At 73.2% G+C, this 24,561-nt stretch carries 23 protein-coding genes; 9 read left to right on the top strand and 14 right to left on the bottom strand.

Going from position 1 to position 24,561, the window contains the following annotated elements; all coding sequences use genetic code 11:
- Positions 1 to 134 precede the first annotated feature (134 nt).
- Complete coding sequence (locus ACWD0Y_RS09700) at positions 135 to 800, bottom strand: DUF3000 domain-containing protein (RefSeq protein ID WP_450259831.1); 666 nt, start codon at positions 798 to 800, stop codon at positions 135 to 137.
- Positions 801 to 890: 90 nt separating this feature from the next.
- Here ACWD0Y_RS09700 and hemE point away from each other — a divergent pair, with 90 nt between their 5' ends.
- Positions 891 to 1,964, top strand: a complete 1,074-nt coding sequence (gene hemE / locus ACWD0Y_RS09695) for a uroporphyrinogen decarboxylase (protein ID WP_450259830.1) — start codon at positions 891 to 893, stop codon at positions 1,962 to 1,964.
- A gap of 85 nt (positions 1,965 to 2,049) precedes the next feature.
- On the opposite strand, the gene ACWD0Y_RS09690 is transcribed toward hemE, so the two are convergent.
- Positions 2,050 to 3,462, bottom strand: a complete 1,413-nt coding sequence (locus ACWD0Y_RS09690; protein WP_450259829.1) for an FAD-dependent oxidoreductase — start codon at positions 3,460 to 3,462, stop codon at positions 2,050 to 2,052.
- Between the two features lie 36 nt (positions 3,463 to 3,498).
- Complete coding sequence (locus ACWD0Y_RS09685; RefSeq protein ID WP_450259828.1) at positions 3,499 to 4,497, bottom strand: DUF4349 domain-containing protein; 999 nt, start codon at positions 4,495 to 4,497, stop codon at positions 3,499 to 3,501.
- A 63-nt stretch (positions 4,498 to 4,560) separates the two neighbouring features.
- Here ACWD0Y_RS09685 and hemG point away from each other — a divergent pair, with 63 nt between their 5' ends.
- Complete coding sequence (gene hemG / locus ACWD0Y_RS09680; RefSeq protein WP_450259827.1) at positions 4,561 to 6,054, top strand: protoporphyrinogen oxidase; 1,494 nt, start codon at positions 4,561 to 4,563, stop codon at positions 6,052 to 6,054.
- Between the two features lie 4 nt (positions 6,055 to 6,058).
- Complete coding sequence (gene hemQ / locus ACWD0Y_RS09675) at positions 6,059 to 6,790, top strand: hydrogen peroxide-dependent heme synthase (protein ID WP_450259825.1); 732 nt, start codon at positions 6,059 to 6,061, stop codon at positions 6,788 to 6,790.
- 30 nt (positions 6,791 to 6,820) lie between these two features.
- Here hemQ and ACWD0Y_RS09670 read toward each other — a convergent pair whose 3' ends face one another.
- The 5 genes from ACWD0Y_RS09670 to ACWD0Y_RS09650 all read right to left on the bottom strand — a co-directional run bounded on the left by ACWD0Y_RS09670 (position 6,821) and on the right by ACWD0Y_RS09650 (position 12,829).
- Complete coding sequence (locus tag ACWD0Y_RS09670; protein WP_450259824.1) at positions 6,821 to 8,425, bottom strand: alpha/beta hydrolase; 1,605 nt, start codon at positions 8,423 to 8,425, stop codon at positions 6,821 to 6,823.
- 152 nt (positions 8,426 to 8,577) lie between these two features.
- Positions 8,578 to 9,609 carry a TIGR04222 domain-containing membrane protein gene (locus ACWD0Y_RS09665; protein ID WP_450259823.1) on the bottom strand — a complete coding sequence of 344 codons (1,032 nt, stop codon included), beginning with the start codon at positions 9,607 to 9,609 and terminating at the stop codon, positions 8,578 to 8,580.
- Positions 9,610 to 9,616: 7 nt separating this feature from the next.
- Entirely contained in the window at positions 9,617 to 11,005 is a 1,389-nt protein-coding gene (locus ACWD0Y_RS09660) for a DUF692 domain-containing protein (protein WP_450259822.1), read from the bottom strand.
- 90 nt (positions 11,006 to 11,095) lie between these two features.
- A complete protein-coding gene (locus ACWD0Y_RS09655; RefSeq protein WP_450259821.1) occupies positions 11,096 to 11,881 on the bottom strand; it encodes a DUF4142 domain-containing protein in 786 nt (261 codons plus the stop codon).
- A gap of 135 nt (positions 11,882 to 12,016) precedes the next feature.
- Positions 12,017 to 12,829: a peptidyl-tRNA hydrolase gene (locus ACWD0Y_RS09650; protein WP_450259820.1), complete on the bottom strand. Its 813-nt coding sequence runs from the start codon at positions 12,827 to 12,829 to the stop codon at positions 12,017 to 12,019.
- A gap of 53 nt (positions 12,830 to 12,882) precedes the next feature.
- Here ACWD0Y_RS09650 and ACWD0Y_RS09645 point away from each other — a divergent pair, with 53 nt between their 5' ends.
- Genes ACWD0Y_RS09645 through ACWD0Y_RS09625 form a run of 5 tightly spaced genes read left to right on the top strand, consistent with a single transcriptional unit; the run spans position 12,883 to position 16,003 of the window.
- Positions 12,883 to 13,560: an AIM24 family protein gene (locus ACWD0Y_RS09645; RefSeq protein WP_450259819.1), complete on the top strand. Its 678-nt coding sequence runs from the start codon at positions 12,883 to 12,885 to the stop codon at positions 13,558 to 13,560.
- 5 nt (positions 13,561 to 13,565) lie between these two features.
- The gene (locus tag ACWD0Y_RS09640; protein WP_450259907.1) at positions 13,566 to 14,591 is read left to right on the top strand and encodes an ATP-binding cassette domain-containing protein; all 1,026 of its coding nucleotides are present in this window, start codon (positions 13,566 to 13,568) and stop codon (positions 14,589 to 14,591) included.
- A complete protein-coding gene (locus ACWD0Y_RS09635; RefSeq protein WP_450259818.1) occupies positions 14,588 to 15,256 on the top strand; it encodes an ABC transporter in 669 nt (222 codons plus the stop codon). Before ACWD0Y_RS09640 ends, ACWD0Y_RS09635 begins: the two co-directional genes overlap by 4 nt.
- 14 nt (positions 15,257 to 15,270) lie before the next feature.
- A complete protein-coding gene (locus ACWD0Y_RS09630; RefSeq protein WP_176709970.1) occupies positions 15,271 to 15,408 on the top strand; it encodes a hypothetical protein in 138 nt (45 codons plus the stop codon).
- Positions 15,409 to 15,451: 43 nt separating this feature from the next.
- Positions 15,452 to 16,003: a GNAT family N-acetyltransferase gene (locus tag ACWD0Y_RS09625; RefSeq protein ID WP_450259817.1), complete on the top strand. Its 552-nt coding sequence runs from the start codon at positions 15,452 to 15,454 to the stop codon at positions 16,001 to 16,003.
- On the opposite strand, the gene ACWD0Y_RS09620 is transcribed toward ACWD0Y_RS09625, so the two are convergent.
- The 6 genes from ACWD0Y_RS09620 to ACWD0Y_RS09595 are packed head-to-tail and all read right to left on the bottom strand — an operon-like array spanning position 15,990 to position 22,775.
- Positions 15,990 to 16,874, bottom strand: a complete 885-nt coding sequence (locus ACWD0Y_RS09620; protein ID WP_450259816.1) for a polysaccharide deacetylase family protein — start codon at positions 16,872 to 16,874, stop codon at positions 15,990 to 15,992. The two genes, ACWD0Y_RS09625 and ACWD0Y_RS09620, sit on opposite strands and share 14 nt — an antisense overlap.
- A gap of 39 nt (positions 16,875 to 16,913) precedes the next feature.
- Entirely contained in the window at positions 16,914 to 18,335 is a 1,422-nt protein-coding gene (locus ACWD0Y_RS09615) for an MATE family efflux transporter (RefSeq protein ID WP_450259815.1), read from the bottom strand.
- 5 nt (positions 18,336 to 18,340) lie between these two features.
- Complete coding sequence (locus ACWD0Y_RS09610) at positions 18,341 to 19,369, bottom strand: cysteine synthase family protein (protein WP_450259814.1); 1,029 nt, start codon at positions 19,367 to 19,369, stop codon at positions 18,341 to 18,343.
- Positions 19,370 to 19,383: 14 nt separating this feature from the next.
- Positions 19,384 to 20,754 (bottom strand): Y4yA family PLP-dependent enzyme, encoded by a 1,371-nt coding sequence (locus ACWD0Y_RS09605; protein ID WP_450259813.1) that lies wholly within the window; start codon positions 20,752 to 20,754, stop codon positions 19,384 to 19,386.
- The gene (locus ACWD0Y_RS09600) at positions 20,745 to 21,749 is read right to left on the bottom strand and encodes an ornithine cyclodeaminase family protein (RefSeq protein WP_450259812.1); all 1,005 of its coding nucleotides are present in this window, start codon (positions 21,747 to 21,749) and stop codon (positions 20,745 to 20,747) included. The genes ACWD0Y_RS09605 and ACWD0Y_RS09600 overlap by 10 nt, the downstream gene beginning before the upstream one ends.
- 30 nt (positions 21,750 to 21,779) lie before the next feature.
- Positions 21,780 to 22,775: a TauD/TfdA family dioxygenase gene (locus ACWD0Y_RS09595; protein WP_450259811.1), complete on the bottom strand. Its 996-nt coding sequence runs from the start codon at positions 22,773 to 22,775 to the stop codon at positions 21,780 to 21,782.
- Between the two features lie 220 nt (positions 22,776 to 22,995).
- Between ACWD0Y_RS09595 and ACWD0Y_RS09590 the strand changes: the two genes are divergently transcribed.
- Positions 22,996 to 24,540 carry an ABC transporter substrate-binding protein gene (locus ACWD0Y_RS09590; RefSeq protein ID WP_450259810.1) on the top strand — a complete coding sequence of 515 codons (1,545 nt, stop codon included), beginning with the start codon at positions 22,996 to 22,998 and terminating at the stop codon, positions 24,538 to 24,540.
- Positions 24,541 to 24,561 lie beyond the last annotated feature (21 nt).

Here is a 24,561-nt window from a genome sequence, read left to right as displayed (position 1 = left end):
TCTCCTTTAGGGAAAGATCACGATTTGGTGAGTAACAATTCGGGCAATTCGGATGCGTGATCGGTCGGGTGGAGAATCGCTCGTACGGCGCACGCAAAAGGGCGCGCCGTGCCGGCGCGCCCTCGCATCGCCTGCTAGGACACCTGCGGGCCCCGCCGCTGCGGCAGCGACACCACACCGGCGTCCACGGAACCCGGCCCCTGGGCGGCCGCCGGAGGCAGCCCCGCGATCTGCGCCAGCAGGTCGCACCAGGCCGCCAGGTGCGCCGCCGTGTCGGGCACCCCGCCGCGCCCCTCGCGCGGCGTCCACGACGCCCTGATCTCGATCTGCGTCGCGGGCCTGCGCTCGGCCAGCCCGCCGAAGTAGTACGAGCCGGCCCGCGTCACGGTGCCGCTCGCCTCCGCGTACGACAGCCCGCGTGCCTCCAGGGCGCCCGTCAGCCAGGACCAGCTCACCTCGGGAAGCAGCGGATCGGACGCCATCTCCGGCTCCAGCTCCGCCCGTACGAGCGTCACCAGCCGGAACGTCCCGTGCCAGGCGTCGTGGCCCGCGGGGTCGTGCAGGAGCACGAGCCGGCCGTCCGCCAGGTCCTCGTCGTCGTGGACGACCGCCGCCTCCAGCGCGTACGCGTACGGCGCGAGCCGCTGGGGCGGGCGGGTCGGTTCCACCTCCAGCCCGGGACGCAGGCGCGCCGAGCGCAGGGCGTCGACCGCCTGACGGAACGCGAGCGGAACGGAGTCGTCCCCCGCGCCGCCCCTGCCGTCAGCTTCATCCGAAAGTCGTCCCTGAGCCGGAGCCATGCGGGGAAGAGTAGGCGGAACGCGGGCCTCGCGCAGGGAAGGACACCCGCCCCGCGACAACCGCTTCGGCCCGCGTGCGAAGATTTGGACGTGAGTGCCAACGACCGCCGCCCCCTGGACGGCCCGCAGAGCCAGACGTACGACTCGACCTTCCTGAAGGCGTGCAGGCGCGAGCCGGTGCCGCACACGCCGGTCTGGTTCATGCGGCAGGCGGGGCGCTCGCTGCCGGAGTACCTGAAGGTGCGCGAGGGCATTCCGATGCTGGAGTCGTGCATGCGGCCCGAGCTGGTCACCGAGATCACGCTGCAGCCGGTACGCCGCCACAACGTCGACGCGGCCATTTTCTTCAGCGACATCGTGGTGCCGCTCAAGGCCATCGGCATCGACCTCGACATCAAGCCCGGCGTCGGCCCCGTCATCGCCGAGCCGGTCCGCACCCGCGCCGATCTCGCCCGGCTGCGCGACCTGACGCCCGAGGACGTCACGTACGTCACCGAGGCGATCGGGATGCTCACGCGTGAACTCGGCCCCACCCCGCTCATCGGGTTCGCGGGCGCGCCCTTCACCCTCGCGAGCTACCTCGTGGAGGGCGGCCCCTCGCGCAACCACGAGCACACCAAGGCCCTGATGTACGGCGACCCGCAGCTGTGGGCCGACCTCCTCGACCGGCTCGCGGAGATCACCGGGGCCTTCCTCAAGGTGCAGATCGAGGCGGGCGCGTCCGCCGTCCAGCTCTTCGACTCCTGGGTCGGGGCGCTCGCTCCCGCCGACTACACGCGCTCCGTGATGCCCGCGTCCGCGAAGGTCTTCGACGCGGTGGCGTCGTACGGGGTGCCGCGCATCCACTTCGGTGTGGGCACGGGCGAGCTGCTCGGGCTGATGGGCGAGGCCGGCGCGGATGTCGTCGGCGTCGACTGGCGGGTCCCGATGGACGAGGCCGCGCGCCGCGTCGGCCCCGGCAAGGCGCTCCAGGGCAACCTCGACCCCGCGGTCCTCTTCTCGACGCCGGACGCGGTCATGGCGAAGACGGACGAGGTGCTGGCCGCGGCGGCGGGCCTGGAGGGCCACATCTTCAACCTCGGTCACGGCGTCCTGCCGGCGACGGATCCCGACGCGCTGACCCGCCTGACGGAGTACGTCCACACGCGCACGGCGGCGCGCTAGGGGCGGATGCCCGCGGCGGGACTGTTCCCCTGCCGGGGGGCGGGGGCCGGGCCTCCGCCCCCCCGGACGCTTTCCGGGCGCGTCCTCAAGCGCCGGACGGGCCGGACGGTGCCCCCTGGGCAGCTCCGGCCCGCACCGCCGCGACCGCCTTGCGGGCCGCCACCAGCACCGGGTCCCACACCGGGGAGAACGGCGGGGCGTAACCCAGGTCCAGGGCCGTCATCTGCTCCACCGTCATGCCGGCGGTGAGCGCGACCGCCGCGATGTCGACGCGTTTGCCCGCCCCCTCGCGGCCGACGATCTGGACGCCGAGCAGCCGCCCCGTCCGGCGCTCCGCGGTCATCTTCACCGTCATCGGCGACGCGCCGGGGTAGTACCCGGCGCGGCTCGTGGACTCGATCGTCGCCGTCACGAACCGAAGCCCCTCCGCGCGCGCGTCCTTCTCGCGCAGGCCGGTGCGCGCGATCTCCAGGTCGCAGACCTTGCTGACCGCCGTACCGACCACACCGGGGAACGTCGCGTAGTCGCCGCCCACGTTCGAGCCGATCACCTGGCCGTGCTTGTTCGCGTGCGTGCCGAGCGCGATGTGGCGGCGGCGGCCCGAGACGAGGTCGAGCACCTCGATGCAGTCGCCGCCCGCCCAGATGTTGTCGTGGCCCCTCACGCGCAGGGAGAGGTCGGTGACCAGGCCGCCGTACGCCCCGACCGGCAGCCCCGCCCCGCGTGCCAGCGTGGTCTCCGGTTCGACGCCGAGGCCGAGGACGACGACGTCCGCGGGGTAGGTGTCCCCGTCCGTGGCGACCGCCCTGACGCGGCCGTCGTCGCCGGTGAGGATCTTGGTGACCTCGGCGCCGGAGACGGTCGTGATGCCCATGCCGTTCATCGCCTCGTGCACGAGGCGCCCCATGTCCGGGTCGAGGGTGGACATCGGCTGCTCGCTCCGGTTCAGGACGGTCACCTCGTACCCGCGGCCGACCAGCGCCTCCGCCATCTCGACGCCGATGTAGCCCGCCCCGACGACCACCGCGCGCCGCCCCCCGGTCCGCTCCAGGGAGTCGATCAGGGCCTGGCCGTCGTCGAGGGTCTGCACACCGTGCACGCCCAGGGCGTCGATGCCGGGCAGCGGCGGGCGGACGGGCCGGGCGCCGGTCGCGACGACCAGTCTGTCGAAGCCGGTCCAGGACTCGGCGCCCGATTCGAGGTCGCGCGAGCGGACCCGGCCGCCCGCCACGTCGATCTCGGTGACCTCGGTGCGGATCCGCAGGTCGATGTCGCGCGCGCGGTGCTCCTCGGGGGTACGGGCGATCAGCTCGTCCCGCTCCGTGACGGCCCCGCCGACCCAGTACGGGATGCCGCAGGCCGAGTACGACGTGAAGTGACCGCGCTCAAAGGCGACGATCTCCAGCTCGTCCGGGCCCTTGAGCCTGCGGGCCTGCGACGCGGCGGACATGCCCGCCGCGTCGCCGCCGATGACCACCAGTCGCTCCGCCGCTGCCATGGCGTGTCCTCTCAGTCCGTACGTCCGAAGGACACGCTACGTGCGGGGCTGTTCCTGCGGCTCCTCCCGCTTCTTTTCCTGCGGTTCCCCGGCGGGCGCGGGCACAGGTGCGGGCACAGGCGCGGCCGTCCGCCGCTGCGGCAGACTGCCCCGCAGCAGCCGCCACAGGACGTACAGCAGGGCGAGCGCCGCGGCGAACGGGGCCACCGCGCCGAGCGCCATCGCGACCCACTTCAGGGTAGTGACGAAGGCGTCCCAGCCGCCCCCGAGCGCGTCCGTGAAGCCGGGGCCGTCGTCCTCCTCCACGGCCTCCTCCGCCTCGGGCTCGGAGAGTTCGAGGGTGATGGTCGCCATGCTCGTACGGTCCTTGAGCGACGCCTGCTGGGCGAGGAGGGCCTCCAGCTCGGTCTGGCGGGTGTTCAGCTCGCCCTCCAGCATGACCACGTCGCTGAGCTCGGTGGCCCGGTCCATCATGTCCCGTACGCGCGCGACGCTGGTGCGCTGCGACGTGATGCGGCTGTCGACGTCCACCACCTGCTCGGTGACGTCCTTGGCCTCGGCCTTGCGGTTCAGCAGCTTGCCGGTGCCGGAGAGTTCCTTCAGCACGGCGTCGTACTCCTCCTGCGGGACGCGCAGGACGATGCGGGAGTAGACGTGGCCGTCGTCGATCCGCTCGGTGGTCTCGTTGCCGACGATGCCCCCGGCGTTCTCGGCCGCCGTACGGGCCGTGGCGAGCGCCTTCGTGGCGTCGGCGACCTCGACCGAGAGCGTCGCGGTACGGATGACATGGGTCTTGGCGAGCGGCGGCTTCTTCGCCCCGCTCTCGTCGGCGGGCGCCTTCGCCCCCGAGTCGGCCGCGGCGCCGTCGCCGGGCGCCCGCTCCGCCCGCCCCCCGGCCGGAGCGTCGGCCGCGCTTTTGCTGCCGGCCTCGTCGCTGCCGGAGGCGCTGCATCCGCCGAGCGCCAGCGAAGCGGTGAGCAGAGCGGCCGCGAGGACCTTGGAAGAACGGTGCCCGGACGTACGTGCTGCACGCATGTCGGTTCCCCCCGAACGTCGTGGTGGATGTTGCCGGTTCGACGTGCGGGACGGGGGAGAGGGTTGCCGTTTTCCGGTCCCGAAGCGGTCACGGTCAGGACTCGTTCCGGGTTTGAGAGAGTGGACCCCATGAACGTGGAACCTCGTACGGGCCGTGTCGTCGTCATCGGCGGCGGCATCTCCGGGCTCGCCGCCGCGCACCGGCTGGCCGGCGCCGGTGCGCGCGTGACCCTGCTGGAGGCGACGGACCGGCTCGGCGGCAAGCTCCTGGCGGGCGAGATCGCGGGCGCGCCCGTCGACCTGGGCGCCGAGTCGATGCTCGCCCGGCGCCCCGAGGCGGTCGCCCTGGCCCGTGCGGTGGGGCTCGGCGACCGGCTCCAGCCGCCCGCCACCGCCACCGCGTCGCTGTGGAACCGGGGCACGCTCACCCCCATGCCCAAGGGCCACGTGATGGGCGTGCCGAGCGACCCGGCGGTGCTCGGCGGCGTCCTCTCCGAGGACGCCCTCGCCCGGATGCGCCGCGACCGTGAACTGCCGCGCACCGACGTCGGCGACGACGTCGCGATCGGCGCGTACGTCGCGGCCCGTCTCGGCCGGGAGGTCGTCGACCGGCTGGTGGAGCCGCTGCTCGGCGGCGTGTACGCCGGTGATGTGTACCGGACGTCGATGCGCGCCGCCGTGCCGCAGCTCTTCGAGGCGGCGCGGGCGTACGACTCGCTCCTCGACGGCGTACGGGAGATCCAGCGGCGGGCGGGCGGGAAGCAGCAGAGCGGGCCCGTCTTCATGGGGATCGCGGGAGGCATCGGCACGCTGCCCGGCGCCGTCGCCGACGCCGTGCGCGCCCGGGGCGGCGAGATCCTCCTGCGCACGCCCGTGCTCGGGCTGACGCGTGACGCCGGCGGCTGGCAGGTGCGTACCGACGAGCGGGTGATCGCGGCCGACGCCGTCGTCCTCGCGGCCCCCGCCTGGTCCGCCGCCGCGCTGCTCGCCGCCGAGTCACCGGCCGCGGCCGCCGAACTGTCCGCCGTCGAGTACGCGTCGATGGCCCTGGTGACCATGGCGTTCCGGCGCCGGGACGTGGAGGCGATGCCCGAAGGGTCCGGCTTCCTGGTGCCGCCCGTGGACGGGCGGACCATCAAGGCCGCCACCTTCTCGACCCGCAAGTGGGGCTGGACGGACGCCTCCGCCCCCGACCTGTTCCTCCTGCGCACCTCCATCGGCCGTTACGGCGAGGAGGAGCACCTGCACCGCGAGGACGGCGAACTCGTCGACGTGTCCCTGGCGGACCTCGGCGCGGCGACCGGCCTCGCGGCCCGGCCCGTGGCCACCGGGGTGACCCGGTGGATCGGCGGCCTGCCGCAGTACCCCGTCGGCCACCTCGACCGGGTCGCGCGGGTGCGGGGCCAGGTCGCGAAGCTGCCGGGACTGCGGGTCTGCGGGGCGGCGTACGACGGTGTCGGCATCCCCGCGTGCATCGCGAGCGGCACGCGCGCGGCCGACGAGATCATGCTCACCCCGGACCCGGCGCGGGGCACGGATCACGGCACGGGAGAATAGGGACATGACTGATGCTCCGGAGACTGTGACATCCCCCCGAGGGCCGAACGCCGGCAAGAAGGCCAAGGACCTCAACGACGTCATCCGCTACACCCTGTGGTCCGTCTTCAAGCTGCGCGACGTGCTGCCCGAGGACCGCGCCGGCTTCGCCGACGAGGTCCAGGAGCTGTTCGACCAGCTCGCGGCCAAGGACGTCACCGTGCGCGGCACGTACGACGTGTCGGGGCTGCGCGCCGACGCGGACGTCATGATCTGGTGGCACGCGGAGACCGCGGACCAGCTCCAGGAGGCGTACAACCTCTTCCGTCGCACCAGGCTGGGCCGTGCGCTGGAGCCGGTCTGGTCGAACATGGCGCTGCACCGCCCCGCCGAGTTCAACAAGTCGCACATCCCGGCCTTCCTGGCCGACGAGACGCCGCGCGACTACGTCAGCGTCTACCCCTTCGTGCGCTCGTACGACTGGTACCTGCTGCCCGACGAGGACCGTCGCCGCATGCTCGCCGACCACGGCAAGATGGCGCGCGGCTACCCGGACGTGCGCGCCAACACGGTCGCGTCGTTCTCGCTCGGCGACTACGAGTGGCTGCTGGCCTTCGAGGCCGACGAGCTCTACCGCATCGTCGACCTGATGCGTCACCTGCGCGCTTCCGAGGCCCGCATGTACGTGCGCGAAGAGGTGCCTTTCTACACTGGTCGGCGCAAGTCGGTCGCAGACCTGGTGGCGGGCCTCGCCTGAGCGGCGGCCCGCCACCCCCGACCCGGAAGATCAGACAGCGGGCACCGGCTCCTTCGCCACCGCCCGTTCGTCCAGCGACACCGGGTTCGGCTCCCGGTGCGGCGCGCACTGCGCGCGCCGCACCGGTGTCCGTCCGGTCAGGAGATACGTCTCCAGGTGACCGTTGACGCACGCGTTCTCGCCGCCGCCGATGCCGTGCGTGCCGGCGTCCCGCTCCGTGACCAGCACCGATCCGGCCAGCCGCCGCTGAAGCTCCAGCGCACCCGGGTACGGCGTCGCCGCGTCCCGCTCGGCGGCCAGGATCAGCGTCGGGGGCAGCTCACCCGGCCCCGTACCGACGTCCAGGGGCTGCTGCCGGGGCGCGCTCCAGTAGGCGCACGGCAGGTTCACCCACACGTTGTCCCACGTCTCGAAGGGCGCGCGCAGCGCGAGCAGGCTGTTGTCGTGGTTCCACACCGACCAGTCGGTCGGCCAGGGCGCGTCGTTGCACTCGACGGCGGTGTAGACGGCGTTGCCGTTCTCCTCGTCCCGCATCGCCTCGGGCCGGGGTGACGCCTGCTCGGTCAGCGGCTTCGGATTGCCCTTCAGGTACTCCGAGAGCGCCGTGGCGCGCATCGCCCAGTAGTCGTCGTAGTAACCGGCGCTCAGCATCGCCGCCTGGAGCTCGCCGGGGCCCACGGTGCCGCCCGCCGGTTCGCGCGAGAGCCGGGCGCGCGCCTTCTCGTAGCTGAGACGGACCTTGTCGGGCGTGGCGCCCAGACGGTACGTCCGGTCGTGCTTGGCGACCCAGGTGCGGAAGTCCTTCCAGCGCCCCTCGAAGGCGAGCGACTGGTCGAGGTTGTTGCGGTACCAGATCTGGTGGGGGTCGGGGTTGACGGGCGAGTCGAAGACCATGCGGCGTACGTGGGAGGGGAAGAGCGTCGCGTACAGCGCGCCGAAGTAGGTGCCGTACGAGGCGCCCATGAAGGTCAGCTTCTTCTCGCCCAGCGCCGCCCGCAGCACGTCCAGGTCGCGGGCGTTGTTGAGCGAGGTGTAGTGGCGCAGCGCGCCGCCCGCGCTGCGGGCGCAGCCGTCGGCGTACGCCTTGGCCCGGGCGATCTGCTGCTGCTTGTACGCGTGGGAGGGGTGCGTCGGGGACTGGCTGGGCGCCCCGGCGAAGACCTTGGGGTCCTGGCACGAGAGCGGGGCCGAGCGGCCGACGCCGCGCGGGGCGTAGCCGACGAGGTCGTACGCCGCGCCGGCCCGCTTCCACTCGGGCATCGCGCCCGCCATCGGGAAGTACATGCTGGAGGCGCCGGGGCCGCCGGGGTTGTAGACGAGCGCCCCCTGGCGTGCGGCGGGCTTTCCGGTCGCGCGGGCGCGGCTGACGGTCAGTGAGATCTGGCGGCCGCCGGGGTCGGCGTAGTCGAGGGGGACCTTGAAGGTGCCGCACTCGACCGGTGCGGGCAGGGCCTCCGCCTTGGGGCACGTACGGAAGGCGATGCCGGCGGCGGCCGCGCGCTGGGCGGCGAGCGCGGTGCCGCGGGCTTCGGGGGAGGCGGGGGGTTCGGCGCTGCCCGCCGGGGCGGCGACGAGGGAGGTCAGGGCCAGGGAGCCGAGGGATGCCAGGGTCCCGTACATCGCCAGTGCTCTCATCGCGTTCCCTTCGTGCAGTTACATGACAAAAGGGATACTTCGTGGGGCAGTTGGCGAAGTAAAGCACCGGTGGACGATGTCGGGGTCAAAGACCCCGGCGAGCCGTGAGGACGGCGCGCCCCCTCGCCGGCCGGCGAGGGGGCGTCGGCCCGTCAGGATCCGCCTCCGCCTCCGCAACTGGATCCGCCTCCGCCTCCGCCGCCGCAGCTGGACCCACCGCTGCTGCCGCAGCTGGATCCGCCGCCGCTGCCGCAGCTCGACCCGCCGGAGCCTCCCGACCCCGAGTCGTGCCCGGAGCCCGAACCGCCCGAGCTGGAGCCGCAGCTCGAAGCGCCGGAGCTGGAACCGGCGCACCAGACCACGGCCACCGTCGCGTACGCGGTGCTGTTGTCGCCGTTGGCCGGCGACGGCCTGCGGGAAGAGGCACGGGGAATGCCGGGGGTCAGCCGCGCCGCCGTCCGCAACTGCTCCCACAGCACGCGGTCGGGCAGCGCCCGCAGGCCGTTCAGGGCGACCAGGTGACCCACGTCGTACCGGTCCGCGTGCGCGGCCCGGTACGCCCTGACCGCCGCGCGGCCCGCAGGGGTGACCCTGGCCCCCGCCCGGGACGCGTTGACCGCGCCGCACACGATCCCCAGGACCAGGGCGGGCAGCACCAGGAGGACGAACGGGGCGAAGGATTCCTCCAGGACCGACACCACCATCGTCACCACCAGGGCGACGGGCACCCCGAGGGCGCAGGCCACCAGCAGGACGATGCTGCCGGAGCGCCATTTGCGGGCCGCCCACGGCTCCACCATCAGGCCGCGGAACGCGAGGCTGTCACCGATCTCCTGGACCGTCGCGCTGCGCATCACCGCGTGCCGCAGGGTGTGCAGCGCGCCGTTGGGCGCGGCGGCGAGCTCCGCGAACACGGTCCGCTCCACCGGGTCACGGGCGAGGGTGCTCCGCGCCGAGGCGATGCCGGGGCCGCCGATCGCGAGGCGGCCGTCGGAGTGCATCGTGGCGAGCGCGGTGTCCACGGTCCTGGCGGGGCCGCCGTTCAGGAACGCGACCTCCATGAGGTCGTGGACGTGGGCGGGGCCGCCGGGGGACCGGCGCAGGGCCTGGACACCGAGGGTCAGGGTGAGGGAGGCCGCGATCACGGCGAGCGTGATCAGCAGGGCCGGGAGGGCCAGGGTCATCGGCGTGTCACTTCCTGAGGAGTGCGGCACGCGCCGCACGGGCGAGTCGGGTCGTACGGCGGGGCGGGCGCGGGGCCGCGCGGTCCTGCCACCAGTGGGTCAGGAGCCTGCGGGCGGCGTCGTCCACGGGCCGGCCGGTGGCCAGCAGGTGCTCGGCGAAGTCCAGCGCGTCGCGGCGGTGGCCGGACGTCATGGGGCGGGAGGCGGCGTACGCGAGGAACGCGGCACGGTAGCCGCTCCCGAGGATCTCCGGCAGCTCCGGGGCGACCTTGGCCACGACGTCGGCCCGCTTGCCGGCGAGCGCGCGGCTCTGCACCCGCAGGCGTGCGGCGTCGAACCCCGCGGGGGCGGGAGTCCCGGCGACGAGCGCGGAGAGCAGCGCGGTCTGCGCGAGCGCGACGCGCGTGCGGGCGGGGGCGCACTCGGGGCCGCCGCCGTCCCGGGCACCGCCTTCGTCCGGAGCGTCGCCGTCCGGACCGGCGTCGGCGGCGCGTGCGGGGCGGAGCGGTGCCGGGGCTCCGGCGCGGCCTCCGCCCGGCAGGCCGGGGGTCCGGCGCCCGGGGGCGAGGCGGCGCGGGGCCGCCAGGGCCGTGCGGATCCTGGTCAGCTCCCCGGCCAGTTCCTCCAGGGGCGGGAAGTTGTCGTCGCGTTCCAGGAGCACACCCGGAGGGTCGGTGCGCGAGCGGAGGTCGGACAGGATGTCGAGGACCGGCCGGGACACCGGGTGGGCGTGCGTGTCGTGCCAGACGCCGTCCCTCTCGACGCCGCCCGCCACGTGGACGTACGCGATCGCCTCCACCGGGAGCTCGTCCAGCGCGTCCGAAGGGTCCTCGCCCCGGTTCACGTGGTTGGTGTGGAGGTTGGCCACGTCGATCAGGAGGCGGACGCCGGTGCGGGACACGAGCTCCGCCAGGAACTGACCCTCCGTCATGTCCTCGTCCGGCCAGTTGACCAGCGCCGCGATGTTCTCCAGCGCCAGCGGCACCGGCAGGGAGTCCTGCGCGATGCGGACGTTCTCGCACAACACGTCGAGGGCGTCCCAGGTGCGGGGCACCGGCAGCAGGTGCCCCGCCTCCAGACGCGGGCTCGCCGTGAGGGGGCCGCCCGCCCGTACGAACGCGATGTGCTCGGTGACCAGCGGGGCCCCCAGGGCCTCGGCCGTCGCCGCCAGGTCCGCCAGCCGGCCCTCGTCCGGACGGTCGGCGCCCCCCAGGCCCAGCGAGACGCCGTGCGGGATCACCCGCGTGCCGCGTGCGCGCAGCCGGAGGAGGGAGTCGGGGAGGTGGCCGGGGCAGATGTTCTCCGCGACCGCCTCGACCCAGTCGATCCCGGGCAGCCGCTCCACCGCGTCGGCTGTCTCCGGCCGCCAGCCGATCCCCGTACCGAGACGTTCCATGGTTCCCCCTCCACCGCTTCGTGCAGGGGTAATGGCCCCGGCGAGCGGCGGCGAATCCGCGGGAGGGGACGTTCAGAGGTTGATTTGAGGTTACGGCGACGGAGCGGGGCGGTCCGTGTTGACCGCCGGGCTGCCGATCTCGCCCTCCGGCTGCGCGGAGGGCCGCGAGGTGAAGGTCTGGTCACCGGTCGGCTCCGCCGGCGGGGGCGACGGGACCGTGACCGAGCCGTCGGGCGGCGGGGGACCCGAGGGGCTGGCGGTGGTGGTGCCCGCGGCCTCGTTCGCCAAGGCGTCGAAGTCGACCAGGCCGGTGGCCTCCAGCATGGTGATGTGGTCGAGAACGGTCTGGTTGGAGTCGCTCGCCAGCTGCCGGATGAGGCTGTTGCGGGTGGTGTGCCGGACCTGGGCTATCAGGGAGAAGACCTTGCCGTGCGCGTTGCGCAGGAGGTTGGCGAACTTCCGCTCGTACTCCTGCCCGCTCGCCGCCGACAGCTCCCTGAGCCAGCCCTGCTGCTGTTCGGTGGGCTGGTTGGGCAGTGGTACGCCGAGCTGGGCGGCCACCGTGCGGGCCCGCTTGTCGAGGTCGGTGTGGCCGACGACCAGGTGGTCGCCGGCCTCCTTTATCGCCTCGCTCGGGGCGCGCTCGATCGCCTGCTGCCCGGCGGGCAGCTCCCACAGGCCCGCCAGCCGCACCTTCACCAGCAGGTCCCGGTCGGTGGCGGAGAGCGGGCCCCACTGGGTCGCGACCGTGGAGGCGTTCAGATTGGCCTGACCGGTGCCCGAACGGTCCGCGTAGGACCAGACGGGGAAGGCGAGTGCGCCGATGGTGGCGACAAGTGCCGCGATGACGAGCGCGGTTCCGTTGATGCGTCGCAACAAGATGTCTCCCGGGCCGATACGTGACACCGACGAACCAACCGTCTGCCGGACGGCCGGACAACCTGCTTGCAGGTATCCGTGGGTACGTGTGACGCGTCCGACGCGTTCAACGGCGTACGGGAGAAACCCGGTTCAGGGGCGCGGCGCCCCGCGCAGCGCCGGATGGTCCGCGACCACCGTGCAGGAGCCGGGCGCGATCTCCGTGAACCCCGCGTCCCGCACGACCGGCAGCCCGCTCGCGGTGAGCTCCCGCCACCGCCCGGCCTCGGACGTACGCACCGCGAGCGGGAAACCGGCGGCCTGCCACGCCTTTCGCTCCACCTCCGACAGCTCCCACCAGGCGAGCTGGGCTCCGTGGCCGGCCTGCGCCATCGCCTTGCCCGCCGACATGTCCAGATCCGGGCTCAGCCACAGCACCGCGCCGCCGGCGGCGGCCGGGGCCGGGGGCTCCGGATCGTCCAGGTCCGTCCCCGAGACCTGGAGCTTCGCCAGCTCCTTGGGCCAGCCGTCCAGCGGCACGGGCGGGAAGACCCGCACCTCCGCCGGGCTCCCTGCGGCCTCTGCGTTTCCTGGGTTCCCTGGTTTCCCTGGGTTCCCCGTGACCGTGATGCCGGGCAGCGCGGACGCCTTGCGCCACTCCGCGCCGCGCGCCCGCCGCACCACCTTGCGGATCCGGGCGTCCTGCCAGAGCCGCACGGCCCCGGCCCATTCGCCCTCGCCCAGCGACCGCTCGTCGGAGAGCATCATCAGCACCGCGCGGGCCGCGGTCTCCAGGGCGTCCGTACGGGCCGGCGGATCGGCCTTCTCGATGTGCACGACGAGGGGCAGCACGAACTGGGGGGCCTCGTCGCGCGCCGTCCGCTCGTGCCGGAAGGGACTGCCGGGGGTCTCGGGGATGCCGTTGTCGCTCACCCGGCCCAGTCTGCCAGCCGGGCCGGAGGACATCTCCTCCCCGGGCAGCTTGGCGGAACCAACGGCTCCGGGCGAGGATGCTCCGCATGAAGAGCGATCTTTTTGCCACAGAGAACATGGCGCAGCAGGCCACTGTCCCCGGAATGACCCTCCAGAACGCCAAGTCGGTGAAGTACGCGGTCAACGGAGAGATGCACGCCCGGCAGGGTTCGATGATCGCCTTCCGCGGCAACCTCCAGTTCGAGCGCAGGGGCCAGGGCATCGGCGGCATGCTCAAGCGCGCGGTGACCGGCGAGGGCCTGGCGCTGATGGCGGTGCGCGGCCAGGGCGAGGCGTGGTTCGCGCACGAGGCGCAGAACTGCTTCATCGTCGACATCGAGCAGGGCGACGCGCTCACCGTCAACGGCCGCAACGTGCTGTGCTTCGACGCGACCCTCTCGTACGAGATCAAGACGGTGAAGGGCGCCGGCATGACCGGTGGTGGCCTCTTCAACAGCCTCTTCACCGGATACGGCAAGCTCGCCGTGATCTGCGAGGGCAGCCCCATCGTGATCCCCGTGACCCAGCAGCAGCCGGTGTACGTCGACACCGACGCGGTGGTGGGCTGGAGCGCCCAGCTCAGCACGTCGCTGCACCGCTCGCAGTCGGTCGGCTCCATGATCCGGGGCGGCTCGGGCGAGGCGGTCCAGCTGATGCTCCAGGGCGACGGCTTCGTCATCGTCCGGCCGAGCGAGCTCAAGGCCGAGAAGCCGGCGTCCGGCTGACGGTGCTGAGACTCGTCGGGGTGGGCCGCCGGTACGGCGTCGGCGGCCCCTGGATCCTGCGCGGCGTGGACCTCGACCTCGGTCCCGGACCCGGCCTCGGTCTTGGCTCCGGCCTGCCCGGACCGGCGCGGCGAGGGGGCGCCCTGGTGCGGGTCGAGGGCGCCAACGGCAGTGGGAAGTCGACGCTGCTGCGGCTGCTCGCGGGTATCGACGCGCCCACGGCCGGGCGGGTGGAGGGGCGGCCGCGCACGGCGTACGTCCCCGAACGCTTCCCGGCGGCGCTGCCGTTCACCGCCACCGGGTACCTCGTCCACCTCGGGCGGATCCACGGGCTGGAGCGGTCGGTGGCGCGGGACCGGGCCGGCGAGTGGCTGGAGCGGTTCGGGGCGGCGGGGTACGCTCGTACGCCGCTGTCCGAGCTGTCCAAGGGCACCAGCCAGAAGGTCGCCGTGGCCCAGGCGCTCGTCGCGGAACCGGAGTTGCTCGTCCTGGACGAGGCGTGGACCGGGCTGGACGCGGGGGCCCGGGGCGAGCTGGACCGGGTGGTGGCCGAGCGGGTGGCGGCCGGCGCGACGGTGGTCTTCGTCGACCACGACGCGGGGCGCCTGGCGGGAGCGGTGGACGCGGTGCTCCGGGTCGGGGGCGGGGGAGTGGTGCGGGCGGTCGCCGCCGGCTCCGGTGCGGCCGCGTCCGGGCCCCGGACGCGGATCGACGCGGTGGGCCCGGAGGGAGCGCCGCTGCCGGCCGGGCTGCCCGGAGCCCCGGAAGTGGTGCGCGGCCCGGACGGCGGCGTACGCCTGACGGTGCCGGCGGTGCACTCGGACGCGGTGCTGCGAGCGCTCCTGGGCGCCCGTCCGCCGTGGCACGTGCGAGGGGTGCTTTCCGCCGCCCCGGACCTTGGGGACGGCGGGCACGGTGACAGTGCCGCGCTGCCGGACGCGGCGGACGCGGCGGACGCGGCAGACGTGGCAGATGTGGCGGACGCGGACGGCGGAGGCTCTGCGCCGGTGAGGAGGCGGGCCGGGCGGTGAGTGCGCTTGTCCGGTATCAGGTGGCGCTGCTCCTGCGGTCGCAGCGGTGGCTGCCGCCCGTTCTGCTGTACGGGGTGTTCCTCGTCGTCGGGGTGCGGCCCGGGCAGCCGGTGCTCGACTCGCTCGGCTACGCCGCCGCCGGCCTGCTGCCCGTGGCCGCCTGGCTCGTCCGGATCTGCACGGCCAACGAGCCGCCCGCCGCCCGCGACTGCGCCGCCGCGGCGACCTCGCCCGCGCGGGTTCACCTCGCGTGCCTGCTCGCCGCGCTGGGCGGCGCCGTCGTCCTCGGCGGGGCGGCGACCGCTGTGGTGGCGCTGATCAGCAAGGCGGCCAGTGGCGACGGGCGGGTGGCCGTTCTGCCGGGGCCGGCCGCGCTGGCGGGGCTGCTCGCCGTGCTGGTGTGCGCGCTCGTCGGGGCGGCGGTCGGCGCGCTGTGCACCTGGCCGCTGCTGCGCAGGCCCGGCTGGTCGGTGCCGGCCACCGCGCTCGGCGCGCTGCTGGCCCTGGTGGGCGCGGGATCGCCTGCGCGGTCCGCCGTCGCCGGTCTCGTCACGGGGTCGCGAACCGGAGCGGTGCACATCCCGGTGGTGCCGCTCGCCCTCGCCGCGCTGATCGCGGGCGGTGCGGCCGCGGTGGTCTGCGCGCTCAGTTCGCGGCGCGGCTGAGTAGGCTCGTACGCATGGACGAGAAGACCCCGCCGTACGCCGAATGTGTGCTGTGCCGGAAGCCGACCGAGTACCCGGAGTCGGTCAAGGGCGTCGTGTACTGCCCCGTCTGTGCATGGCAGGAGGCGCAGCGCACGGCCTGCTCGGGGTGAAATCCGGTGGACAGCCCGTCGGGGCCCCGGGATCATCCGCACGGTGACAGACCAAGACGAGCAGCAGCAGATCCGCTTCGTGCGGCTGGACGGGGCGGTCATGACCGCCCTGCTGGACGGTGACCTGGCCGGCGCGAGTGCCGGGGCCGGGGTCGCCCTGACCGACTTCTTCCTGACCGGCAGCGCGTTGTGGCTGTGGCGCTACCGCCTCGGGCAGATGGCCGGCGACCCCGCGCGGGCGCACTGGTGCGAGCGGCTCGCGGTGTGCGGGCCCGGCGGCGCCGTCGTCGGGCACGGCGGGTTCCACGGACCGCCCGACGACCGGGGCATGGTCGAGATCGGCTATGCCGTCGACCCGGCCTTCCGCCGCCGGGGATACGCCAGGGCCACCCTCACCGAACTGCTGCGCCGGGCCGCCGCCGAGCCGGGTGCGACCACGGTCCGGGCGTCGATCCGGCCCGACAACGTGGCGTCCCTGGCCACCATCGCCGGCTTCGGCTTCACGGAGGCCGGCGAACTGTGGGACGAGGAGGACGGCATGGAGACGCTGTACGAAGTACCGGCCCGTTCCCTCGGCTCTCTCAGCGCTTCATGAGCTCGGACACCTTCACGAAGCGGTAGCCGCGCTCGCGCAGCTCCGGCACGATCCGCAGGACCGCCTGCTCGGTCACCGGCGCCGCGCTGCGCGTGCAGTGCATCACCACCACCGAGCCGGGCCGCACACCCGCCAGGACCTGCTCGGTCACCGCTTCCCCGTCGCGCGCGAACGCGTCGCCGCTCACCACGTCCCACTGGACCGCCGTCACCTTCGCCGGGGCCAGTGCGCGCAGGGCCCCGTCGTCGTAACAGCCGCCGGGGAAACGGAAGTACGGGACGACGTTCCGCGCTCCCGCCTTGCGGAACGCGGCGAAGGCGCGCTCCACGTCGGTGCGCATCCGCTGCCCGGAGACCGTCGGCAGGCCGTAGCAGGGGGACGTGAAGGCGTGGTGGCTGTACGAGTGGTTGGCGATCTCGAAGAGCGGGTCCCGCCCGATGGAGCGTGCCTGGTCCGGGTACTCCTCGGCCCAGCGCCCCGTCATGAAGACCGTCGCCGGCACCTTCAGCCTGCGCAGCGAGGCGATCAGGGCGGGGTTGTCGAAGTGCTCGCCGCCCGCGGCCCGCGGACCCTGGTCCGCCGTCATGTCGGCGTCGAAGGTCAGCGCGACGGTTTTGGTACGGGTGTCGAGGGCGCGTTCGAAGACGGGGGTGAGACCGCCGGGGCCCGCCGCGAGGGTGGGCGGCGCGGCCCGCTCCGGTGACGGGTCGGGGGCGGGCCGCCCGGAGGCGGAGGCGGAGGCAGAGGCAGAGGCAGAGGCCGATGGCTGGGTGGCGAGCGAGCCCCGTGACTCGCCGGTGCCGCTGCCGCACCCGACGAGAGCCGCGCCGAGCACGACCGCTGCTGCCGATCTTCGTACAGAAATGATCACTGACGGAAAATATACGATTATCTGTCAGGTTTCCGGTTGCTACGCGGGCGCTACTGCCGAACGGGTGCCGGTCCGGGCGGCGAGGGAGCTGGAGTACCGGCGCAGGAGCAGCGCGGCGGTGGTGGCCAGACCGGTGAGCAGGCCGAGCCAGATGCCCAGCGTGTCGAGCCCCAGGGGGTGGGCGAGGAGCCACGCCGCGGGGAGGCCGACCGCCCAGTAGCCGATCAGGGTGATGCGGAAACCGCTCTTCGTGTCGTCGAGGCCGCGCAGCAGCCCGACCCCGATGTTCTGCGCGCAGTCGAAGAACTGGAGGAAGGCCGTGACGACGAGCAGCTGCGTGGCGATGGCCAGCGCCTGGTCCGAGCCGGAGTCCAGGAAGGGACGCAGGACGAGCCGGGGCACGGTGAGATAGACGGCGCCCACGACCGCCATGACGGCCGCCGCGCAGGCGAGCGCGGTGTTCTTGATGCGGCGCGCGTCGTCGCTGCGGCCGAGGGCGAGCTCGCGGCTGACGTGGATGGACGCGGCGTGCGAGAGCCCGACGGCCACCTGGAAGACGATGTAGACGAGCTGGTTGACGGCCGTGTGCGCGGCGAGGGCGGCGGGCCCGAAGGCCCCGGCCATCAGCGCGGTGACGGAGAAGAAACCGGCCTCCGAGCCGTACGTCGCCGCGATCGGCACCCCGAGGCCGAGGAGCCGCCTGACGGTGGCCGGATCGGCCTTGGCCGCGTTCAGTGTCAACAGGGGCGCCAGCTCGCCGTCCCGCTTCGCCGAGACGTACAGGGCGACGAAGGACAGGAGGTGGACGGTGGACGTGGCGACGCCGATGCCGGTGAGGCCGAGCTGCGGAAGGCCCCAAGTGCCGTGGATCAGGACCCAGTTCAGGCCCGCGTTGACGGCGATCGACGCGATGGTGATCTGGAGCAGCGCCTGCGGCCGGCGCATGCCGACCGTGAACTGGCGGACGGCCTGGAACCACAGACACGGCAGCAGGCCGGGCGCCAGGGCGAGCAGCATGGTCCGGGTCAGCTCGACGACGGCGGCGTCCTGGCCGAGCCGCACGAGCACCTGGCCGATGAGGATCATGAGTACGGCGCCGGCGGCACCGGCCAGTGTCGCCACGGCCAGGCTCGCGCGCACGACGGCGCGCACGTCCTCGCGCCGCTCCTCCGTCCGGCCGTCCGGTACGCCCCGGGACGCCGCGTCCGCGGTGGCCTGCTCGGCGCGGGCCGCCGCCGCGGCGATCTGGTTGCCGACGGAGGTGACCAGACCCACGCCCATGGTGCGCAGCTGGTTGAAGATGACGAGGGCCAGGCCGCCCGCCGCCAGTTCCCGGGTGCCGAGCATGCCCATCATCACGGTGTCGGTGGTGGTGAGCGCGACCTGCGCGAGCTGGGTGAGGACGAGCGGGACGGCGAGGGCGGCGAGGGCGCGGCTGTCGCGCAGGAGAGTGGCCGGCATCGGGGTCATCGGTTCCCGCGGAGTTTGGTGAGGAGCTCTTCGATCTCCCGCTCGGCGGCGGGGTCGAGCAGACCCCGCTCCCGCATCCAGTCGTCGTCGTAGACGCTGTCCATGTACTTCTCCCCGCCGTCGTTGACCAGCGCGACCATAGTGGTACGGGGCGGGAGAGCGGGCAGCCGGGTCAGGGCTTCGTGTACGACGCCCCCCGCCGACCCGCCGATCAGCAGGCCCGTACGCGCGACGGCGCGGCAGGCCGCGAACGCTTCGACGTCCCCGACCTTCACGCCCTCGTCGATCAGGGAGAAGTCGACCAGGGCGCCTATCTCGGCCCCCTCGGGGGTTCCCGTGCCCGACTGGTAGTAGTCGTGGGCGGGGCCGCCGAACGCGATCGACCCCTTCGGTTCGACGCCGACGGTCGAGAAGCGGGGGACGAGCCGGCGCAGTTCGCGGGCGGTGCCGCACAGGGCCCCGCCGGTGCCGACCGCGCCGATGAGGACGTCGAGCCGGCCGTCGAGGGCCTCGTGGAGTTCATGGGCGACGGGGCGGTAGCCGACGCCGTTGCTCGGGTTGTTGTGCTGCTCGGTGAAGACGGTGTTGTCCCGGTCCCGGGCCAGCTCTTCGGCGAGTTCCTCGCGGGCGGCCGTCGCCAGCTCCCCGGCGCCGTCCTCGTCGACGTACACGAGTTCGGCCCCCAGCGCCTTCATCGCGCGCAGTTTGTCGGCGCAGGCGTGGCTGTCGACGACGGCGGTGAAGGTGTAGCCGCGTTCGGCGGCCACGACGGCGAGCCCGAGGCCGGTGTTGCCCGAGGTGGACTCGACGATCCGGCCGCCGGGGCGCAGTTCACCGCGCTCCTCGGCGTCGGTGATCATCTGGCGCGCCATCCGGATCTTCGCCGTACCCGTGGGGTTGAACATCTCCAGTTTCAGCAGCAGACGGCTGCCGGTCTCGGTGGTGGCCAGTTCCAGCAGGGGAGTGCGGCCGATGAGGTCGGACACGCGGGAGACCACGGCGGGGCGCTGGAGTGCTCCGGGCATTTCGCATGCTCCTGTCAGGTGAAGTGACGGTCCAGCCGCCAGCGCGGGCGCGGGCGTCCGGTGTGGTCGACGACGACCTTCGGCGGGATGGCCAGGTCGTGGAAGGGCGACTCGTTGGAGTCCATCTGATAGCCGGCGGTGTTGGGGTAGACCAGCAGGTCGCCGATGCCGGGCCGGCGGCGGAAGGGGATCTTCCGCCAGCTGACCATGTCCGACTCCAGGCAGGTCGCGGCCCCGACGCAGGCGGGCCACGTACCGGAAGGAGCGTCCGTACCGCGCGAGATCAGATGCGGATCGGGCAGGTACTCGCTGTTGAACCACTGCTCCGACAGGCTCAGGCTGCTCCCGTCGACGGTCAGCAGCCGGTAGCCGCCCCGCTCCTTGACGCCCTGGACCCGGAACACGGTCGCACCCGCCCGGTCCAGCAGGGCGCGTCCGGGCTCCATCAGCAGCTCGACCCCGGCCTCCCTGAGCAGTCCGGCGAGGCTCCCCGCGTGCCCCTCGGGGCGGGCCGCCAGGAGGGCGCGCAGCGCGTCGGCTCCGGCGGCCGGTGCGTAATAGGGGTAGAAGTCACCGCTGCTGAACGACTTGCCCGCGTGGTAGTGCCGACTGCTCTGCCCGCTGAGGAAGGTGTGCCAGCTGTCCGCGTCGGTGTAACTCACCGGCAGGCCGCCGCCGATGCTGACGCGGCCGGCCTCCAGGCCCTGGACGCGGGCCTTGAGGCACAGGCCGACGAGGTGCGCCGCGAGATCGGCGCGCGGCTGGATCGCGTATCCCGACAAGTGGAAGCTGTAGCCCTCCATGCGTACGGCGTCACCCGCCCGCAGGCACACCTCCGTCGCGGTGGCCAGTTCGGCGTCGTTCATGCCGAAGCGGCTCTGCCGCTGGTCCGGCGGCAGGCAGCGCAGCAGCAGCCTGGCGGGGCGCCGCGTGCCGCTCAGCGCCGTGGCGACGAGCGCGTCGAGTTCGTCGAGCGCGTCGACGGCGACCAGGGCGCCGTGCTGCGTCGCGAGCCGCAGCAGGCAGGCATCCTTCGCCGGTCCCGTGACGACGATGTCCTCGCCGCGTACGCCGTGTCCGAGGGCCTCCCGCAGCTCGCCCGCCGACGCGACGTCCACGCCCGCGCCGTTGAGGGAGCAGCGCTCGACCCACAGGGCGGCCTTGTTGGCCTTCTTCGCGTAGTACACGGACCCGTCCACGCCCGCTTCGTCCAGAGCCGCCCGCAGCTCCCGGAGATTGGCGTCGAAGGCCTCGGGCAGCAGGAAGTGGAACGGGCCCCCGAGGGCGTACGAGAGTTCCTCCAGCAGCCCGCTGCCGAGGACCGCGGCGGTGGCCGGGTCGGGCAGGGCGGGCAGCGTGGGCCAGCCGGCGGTGCTCACTGCCACAGCGCCACCTCGGTGCCCAGCCCCTGGGCGAGGGCGAGCTGGGCGAAGCGGTGGCCGAGGGCGATGTCGGTGACGACGAGACCGCTGTTGTACGCGAAGATCCGCTCGTCGGGAGAGCGGCGGCCGACCGCCGCCCCCGCGATCACGGGCGGGAACTCGGCGTCGACGGCCGGGAGTTTGCCGTCGGCGTCGGCCATGTCCGTGCCGGTGACGTTCATCTGGGCCTCGCTCGTCGCGACGACCCGGTCGGCCCCGTGCAGGGCCGAGGGCGCGAGGCCGTGGCCGACGAGCACGGACAGCGCGCCGGGTTTCAGCCACTCGGCCTCGACGGCGGCGGGCGTGTGGGGCCCGGCGGTGGCGACCACGACGTCGGCTTCGCCGGCGGCGGACCGCAGGTCGGCGACGACCTCCACGTCACGGTCCGGGAAGTGGGCCCGCACCTGCTCGCGTACGGCGGCGATGCCGTCGGGGTGGGTGCCGGACAGCATCAGGCGGTCCAGGTCCGGCAGCGTGGTGAGCAGGAAGGGAAGCGCGAGGCGGCCCTGGGTGCCCGTACCGATGACGAGCGCGCTGCGGGCGCCGGGGACGGCGAGTTCGCGCGCCAGCAGCGCGGAGACGGCGGGGGTGCGCAGCGAGCCGATGCGGGAGCAGTCCATCATCGCCAGCGGAAGGCCGGTGACGTCGTCGTACAGGGTGAGCGCCGTGTAGTAGTGCTGCGCGGCGCGGTCCTTGTCGAGGCCGTGCTTGTACGAGGTCTTGATCGCGACGACGTCGCGGGAGCCGTCCCGGCCGAGCATCGCGTACGACACCGAGTGTCCGTCGCGCGGTGCGACGGTCAGCTTGCGCGGGTTGTCGGACTCCCCGGCGTGCAGGGTGCGGTAGGCGCCCTCCACCGTGTCGACCACGTCGGCCAGGGATATGTCGATCCCGGCCAGGTCGCTGGTGGAGAGGATCCGCAGGTGCTTGTCGTCGGGGGCGGTCGGCGTGCCGGTCATGGTGGGTCCCTCCGGTCCGTGGGCGGGTGTTCAGGCGGCGTGCGCTTCGAGGGCGGTCTGTCCGTAGCCGTGCTCGCGGGCTTCCGCCGGGGGGCGGGTGCGCCGCCCGGGGACGCGGACGGAGGCGCGCTTGAGCCACCGGTCGGTGCCGTCGTACCGCGGCACGAACGGCACCCGGCCGTGCACCACCAGGTCGTTGTCGACGACGAGGACCTCACCCGGCGCGAGGCTGACCGCGACCGAGACGCGGGCCAGTTCCGCCGCCAGCCGGCTGTACGCGGCCCGGTACTCCTCGTCGGCGTTCTCCAGCGGCGTGTACGCCGGGTCGAAGCGCAGCGTCAGCCCTTCGTCGCACGCGTACAGGGCCGGTACGGGAGGGGGCGCCCCATCGGCGTGACCCCGGGCGTCGGCGTAGGCGTCGTCGGGGAGGATCGGCAGCGCCGGGCGCGTCAGGACGGCGATGTCCTCGTCCGTCAGGCGGGCTCTGCGGATGCTCGCGGCGGTGGTGGCGATGTTGTCGTGGTTGCGCATGCAGCCGAGCATCAGCAGGTGGGCGCGGCCGGGGTGGAAGGCGTCCTCGGTGTGCGGGCTGAGGAGCACGGTGCTGCTGGCGCCGGTCTGTTCGGTCTCGTGGCCGGTGGACGGCACGATGTTGTGGATGAAGTGGCCGTCCTGCTGGCCCTCCCAGGCGAGGGGAGTGCCCATCACGGTGGCGAGCAGCAGCAGGCCGATGTCGTGCACGGCGCCGCTCCGGCGGGCGCCCGCCCAGTCGGCGGGTGTCGGGCCGAGAGCCTCGTCGTCGACTTCGAGACCGCGCAGGACGAACAGGCCGTCGGCGGTGTCGACGGGGCGGCAGTGATGGCGCAAGGTGCCACTGAACTCTCCGGCGCGCCGGGCGACCTGCTCCAGCAGGGGCCGGGAGACAGCGGACGTGCCGGATTCGGCGAGGATTTCCTCCGCGGCCCGGCGGAGTTCGTCCGCCGTGCGGGTGTCGAGCTGGCGGACAGGTGCGGCTGCCGTGCTCATGGCAAGGTCGTCCGTTCCGTGGGTGGCAGGGACGGGCCGAACGTAGCAGCGAACTTAGGTTAGGCAAACCTTAGTTTTAAGTCATGTTCGCTTGAAGTCGTCCCCAAGTCGGGCCGCCGGGAACGTGGTTGAGGAAGGGGGTGGGGTTGCGGTCGCGGCAACATTAGGGTAGGCAAACCTAAGCATGATTGGGCGAAGCGGAACGGGGACGTACGTGGAAATGAACAGGCGTCAAGTGCTGTGGGCCGGCGGAGCGACAGTCACGACGGCACTCCTCGCCGCCTGCTCGGGGAACGGCGGCACCGCGGCCGGTCCCGTCGGCGCGGACGCCAAGCCCAGGAAGGGCGGCACTCTCAGAATCGGCGCCCTCGGCCGGGCCGGCGCCATCACGCGCGATCCGCACGGAACCCAGGCCAACGAGAGCGACTACCTCGTCATCGCGCTCGTCCACGACACGCTCACCGCCCCCGGCGCCAAGAGCAACACCGCCCCGCGCCTGGCCACCGGCTGGAAGGCGTCGGACGACCTGAAGACCTGGCGCCTCACCCTCGCCGAGGGCGCCACGTTCCACGACGGCACCCCGGTCACCGCCGAGGACGTCGTCTGGTCGCTGCGCCGGCTGCGCGGCACCCCCTCCGGCGCCTCCCGGCTGCCCGGCATCAAGGCCGCGGACATCAAGGCCGAGGGCGACCGCACCGTCGTCCTGGTCTCGGACTACGCCAACGCCGAACTGCCCCTGCTCCTGCGCCTGACCACCTTCGTCCTCCCGAAGGGCACGAAGGACAAGGACATCGGGAAGGCCCCGGGCACCGGCCCGTTCAAACTGGAGTGGTTCCGCTCCGGCAACGCCCGGCTCGTGCGCAACGACGACTGGTACGGCGGCGAAGTCCTCCTCGACGCCGTCGAGGTCAAGATCTTCGAGTCCCCGCAGGCCATGTCCAACGCCCTGCTCGCCGGACAGATCGACGTCGCCTCCAACGTCGGCGCGGTCGCCGCCCGCACGGCCGAGAAGCGCAAGGACATTCAGGTCGTCCGCCGCCCCGACGACATGGCGATGCCCGTCGTCATGCGCACGGGGTCCGGCCCCTTCGCCGACCCCAGGGTGCGCGAGGCGCTGAAGCTGGCCGTGGACCGCGAAGCGATGGTCGAGCAGGTGCTGTCCGGTTACGGCAAGGTCGGCAACGACATCCTCGGCACCGGCGACCCCGCCTACGCCAAGGACATCCCGCAGCGCGAGCGCGACCTGGCGAGGGCCAGGAAGCTGCTGAAGGAGGCCGGCTTCGACACCTCCAGGACGTACAGGCTGCTGACCACCGAGGACATCTCCGGCCTCGCCGAGTCCGCGACGCTCTTCGCCACCCAGGTCCGCGAGGCCGGTGTACGGATCGAGGTGGTCAAGCAGGAGTCCGCCACCTTCTGGGACAAGACATGGCTCAAGGGCGACCTCTACACCACGTACTGGGGCACCAACGACTCCGTCGTCTTCCTCGCCAGCAAGACCATGATCTCCGACTCGGCACAGAACGAAGCCGCCTGGGACAACGCCGAGTTCGACGCGGCGTACCGGAAGGTCACCGCCACCGAGGACGCCGCCGAGCGCGCCGAGGCGCTGCGCGAGCTCCAGCAGATCGAGCACGACGACTCCGGCTACCTGCTGTGGGGCGTGGCCGACGGCATCGACCTCGCGGCGGCCCCGGTGCGCGGCCTGCCGACCCTGCCCGGTTACGGACGCGTCCAGCTGGAGAGGGCATGGCTGGCCCGCTGAGCGGTACGGCGACGCGGCGGC

Source organism: Streptomyces altiplanensis (assembly GCF_053591575.1).
Note: the sequence above shows the minus strand (reverse complement) of the source record. Positions and strands in the feature narration are given on the sequence as shown.

Excerpts from the sequence above, each read along its gene's own strand:
- ACWD0Y_RS09665 (WP_450259823.1), bottom strand. The coding sequence starts at position 9,609 with ATGACCCTGGCCCTCCCGGCCCTGCTGATCACGCTCGCCGTGATCGCG.
- ACWD0Y_RS09595 (WP_450259811.1), bottom strand. The coding sequence starts at position 22,775 with ATGAGCACGGCAGCCGCACCTGTCCGCCAGCTCGACACCCGCACGGCG.
- ACWD0Y_RS09630 (WP_176709970.1), top strand. The coding sequence starts at position 15,271 with ATGGACGAGAAGACCCCGCCGTACGCCGAATGTGTGCTGTGCCGGAAG.
- hemQ (WP_450259825.1), top strand. The coding sequence starts at position 6,059 with ATGACTGATGCTCCGGAGACTGTGACATCCCCCCGAGGGCCGAACGCC.
- ACWD0Y_RS09690 (WP_450259829.1), bottom strand. The coding sequence starts at position 3,462 with ATGGCAGCGGCGGAGCGACTGGTGGTCATCGGCGGCGACGCGGCGGGC.
- ACWD0Y_RS09590 (WP_450259810.1), top strand. The coding sequence starts at position 22,996 with ATGAACAGGCGTCAAGTGCTGTGGGCCGGCGGAGCGACAGTCACGACG.
- ACWD0Y_RS09610 (WP_450259814.1), bottom strand. The coding sequence starts at position 19,369 with ATGCCCGGAGCACTCCAGCGCCCCGCCGTGGTCTCCCGCGTGTCCGAC.
- ACWD0Y_RS09700 (WP_450259831.1), bottom strand. The coding sequence starts at position 800 with ATGGCTCCGGCTCAGGGACGACTTTCGGATGAAGCTGACGGCAGGGGC.
- ACWD0Y_RS09645 (WP_450259819.1), top strand. The coding sequence starts at position 12,883 with ATGAAGAGCGATCTTTTTGCCACAGAGAACATGGCGCAGCAGGCCACT.
- ACWD0Y_RS09660 (WP_450259822.1), bottom strand. The coding sequence starts at position 11,005 with ATGGAACGTCTCGGTACGGGGATCGGCTGGCGGCCGGAGACAGCCGAC.
- ACWD0Y_RS09615 (WP_450259815.1), bottom strand. The coding sequence starts at position 18,335 with ATGCCGGCCACTCTCCTGCGCGACAGCCGCGCCCTCGCCGCCCTCGCC.
- ACWD0Y_RS09650 (WP_450259820.1), bottom strand. The coding sequence starts at position 12,829 with ATGTCCTCCGGCCCGGCTGGCAGACTGGGCCGGGTGAGCGACAACGGC.
- ACWD0Y_RS09685 (WP_450259828.1), bottom strand. The coding sequence starts at position 4,497 with ATGCGTGCAGCACGTACGTCCGGGCACCGTTCTTCCAAGGTCCTCGCG.
- ACWD0Y_RS09600 (WP_450259812.1), bottom strand. The coding sequence starts at position 21,749 with ATGACCGGCACGCCGACCGCCCCCGACGACAAGCACCTGCGGATCCTC.
- ACWD0Y_RS09670 (WP_450259824.1), bottom strand. The coding sequence starts at position 8,425 with ATGAGAGCACTGGCGATGTACGGGACCCTGGCATCCCTCGGCTCCCTG.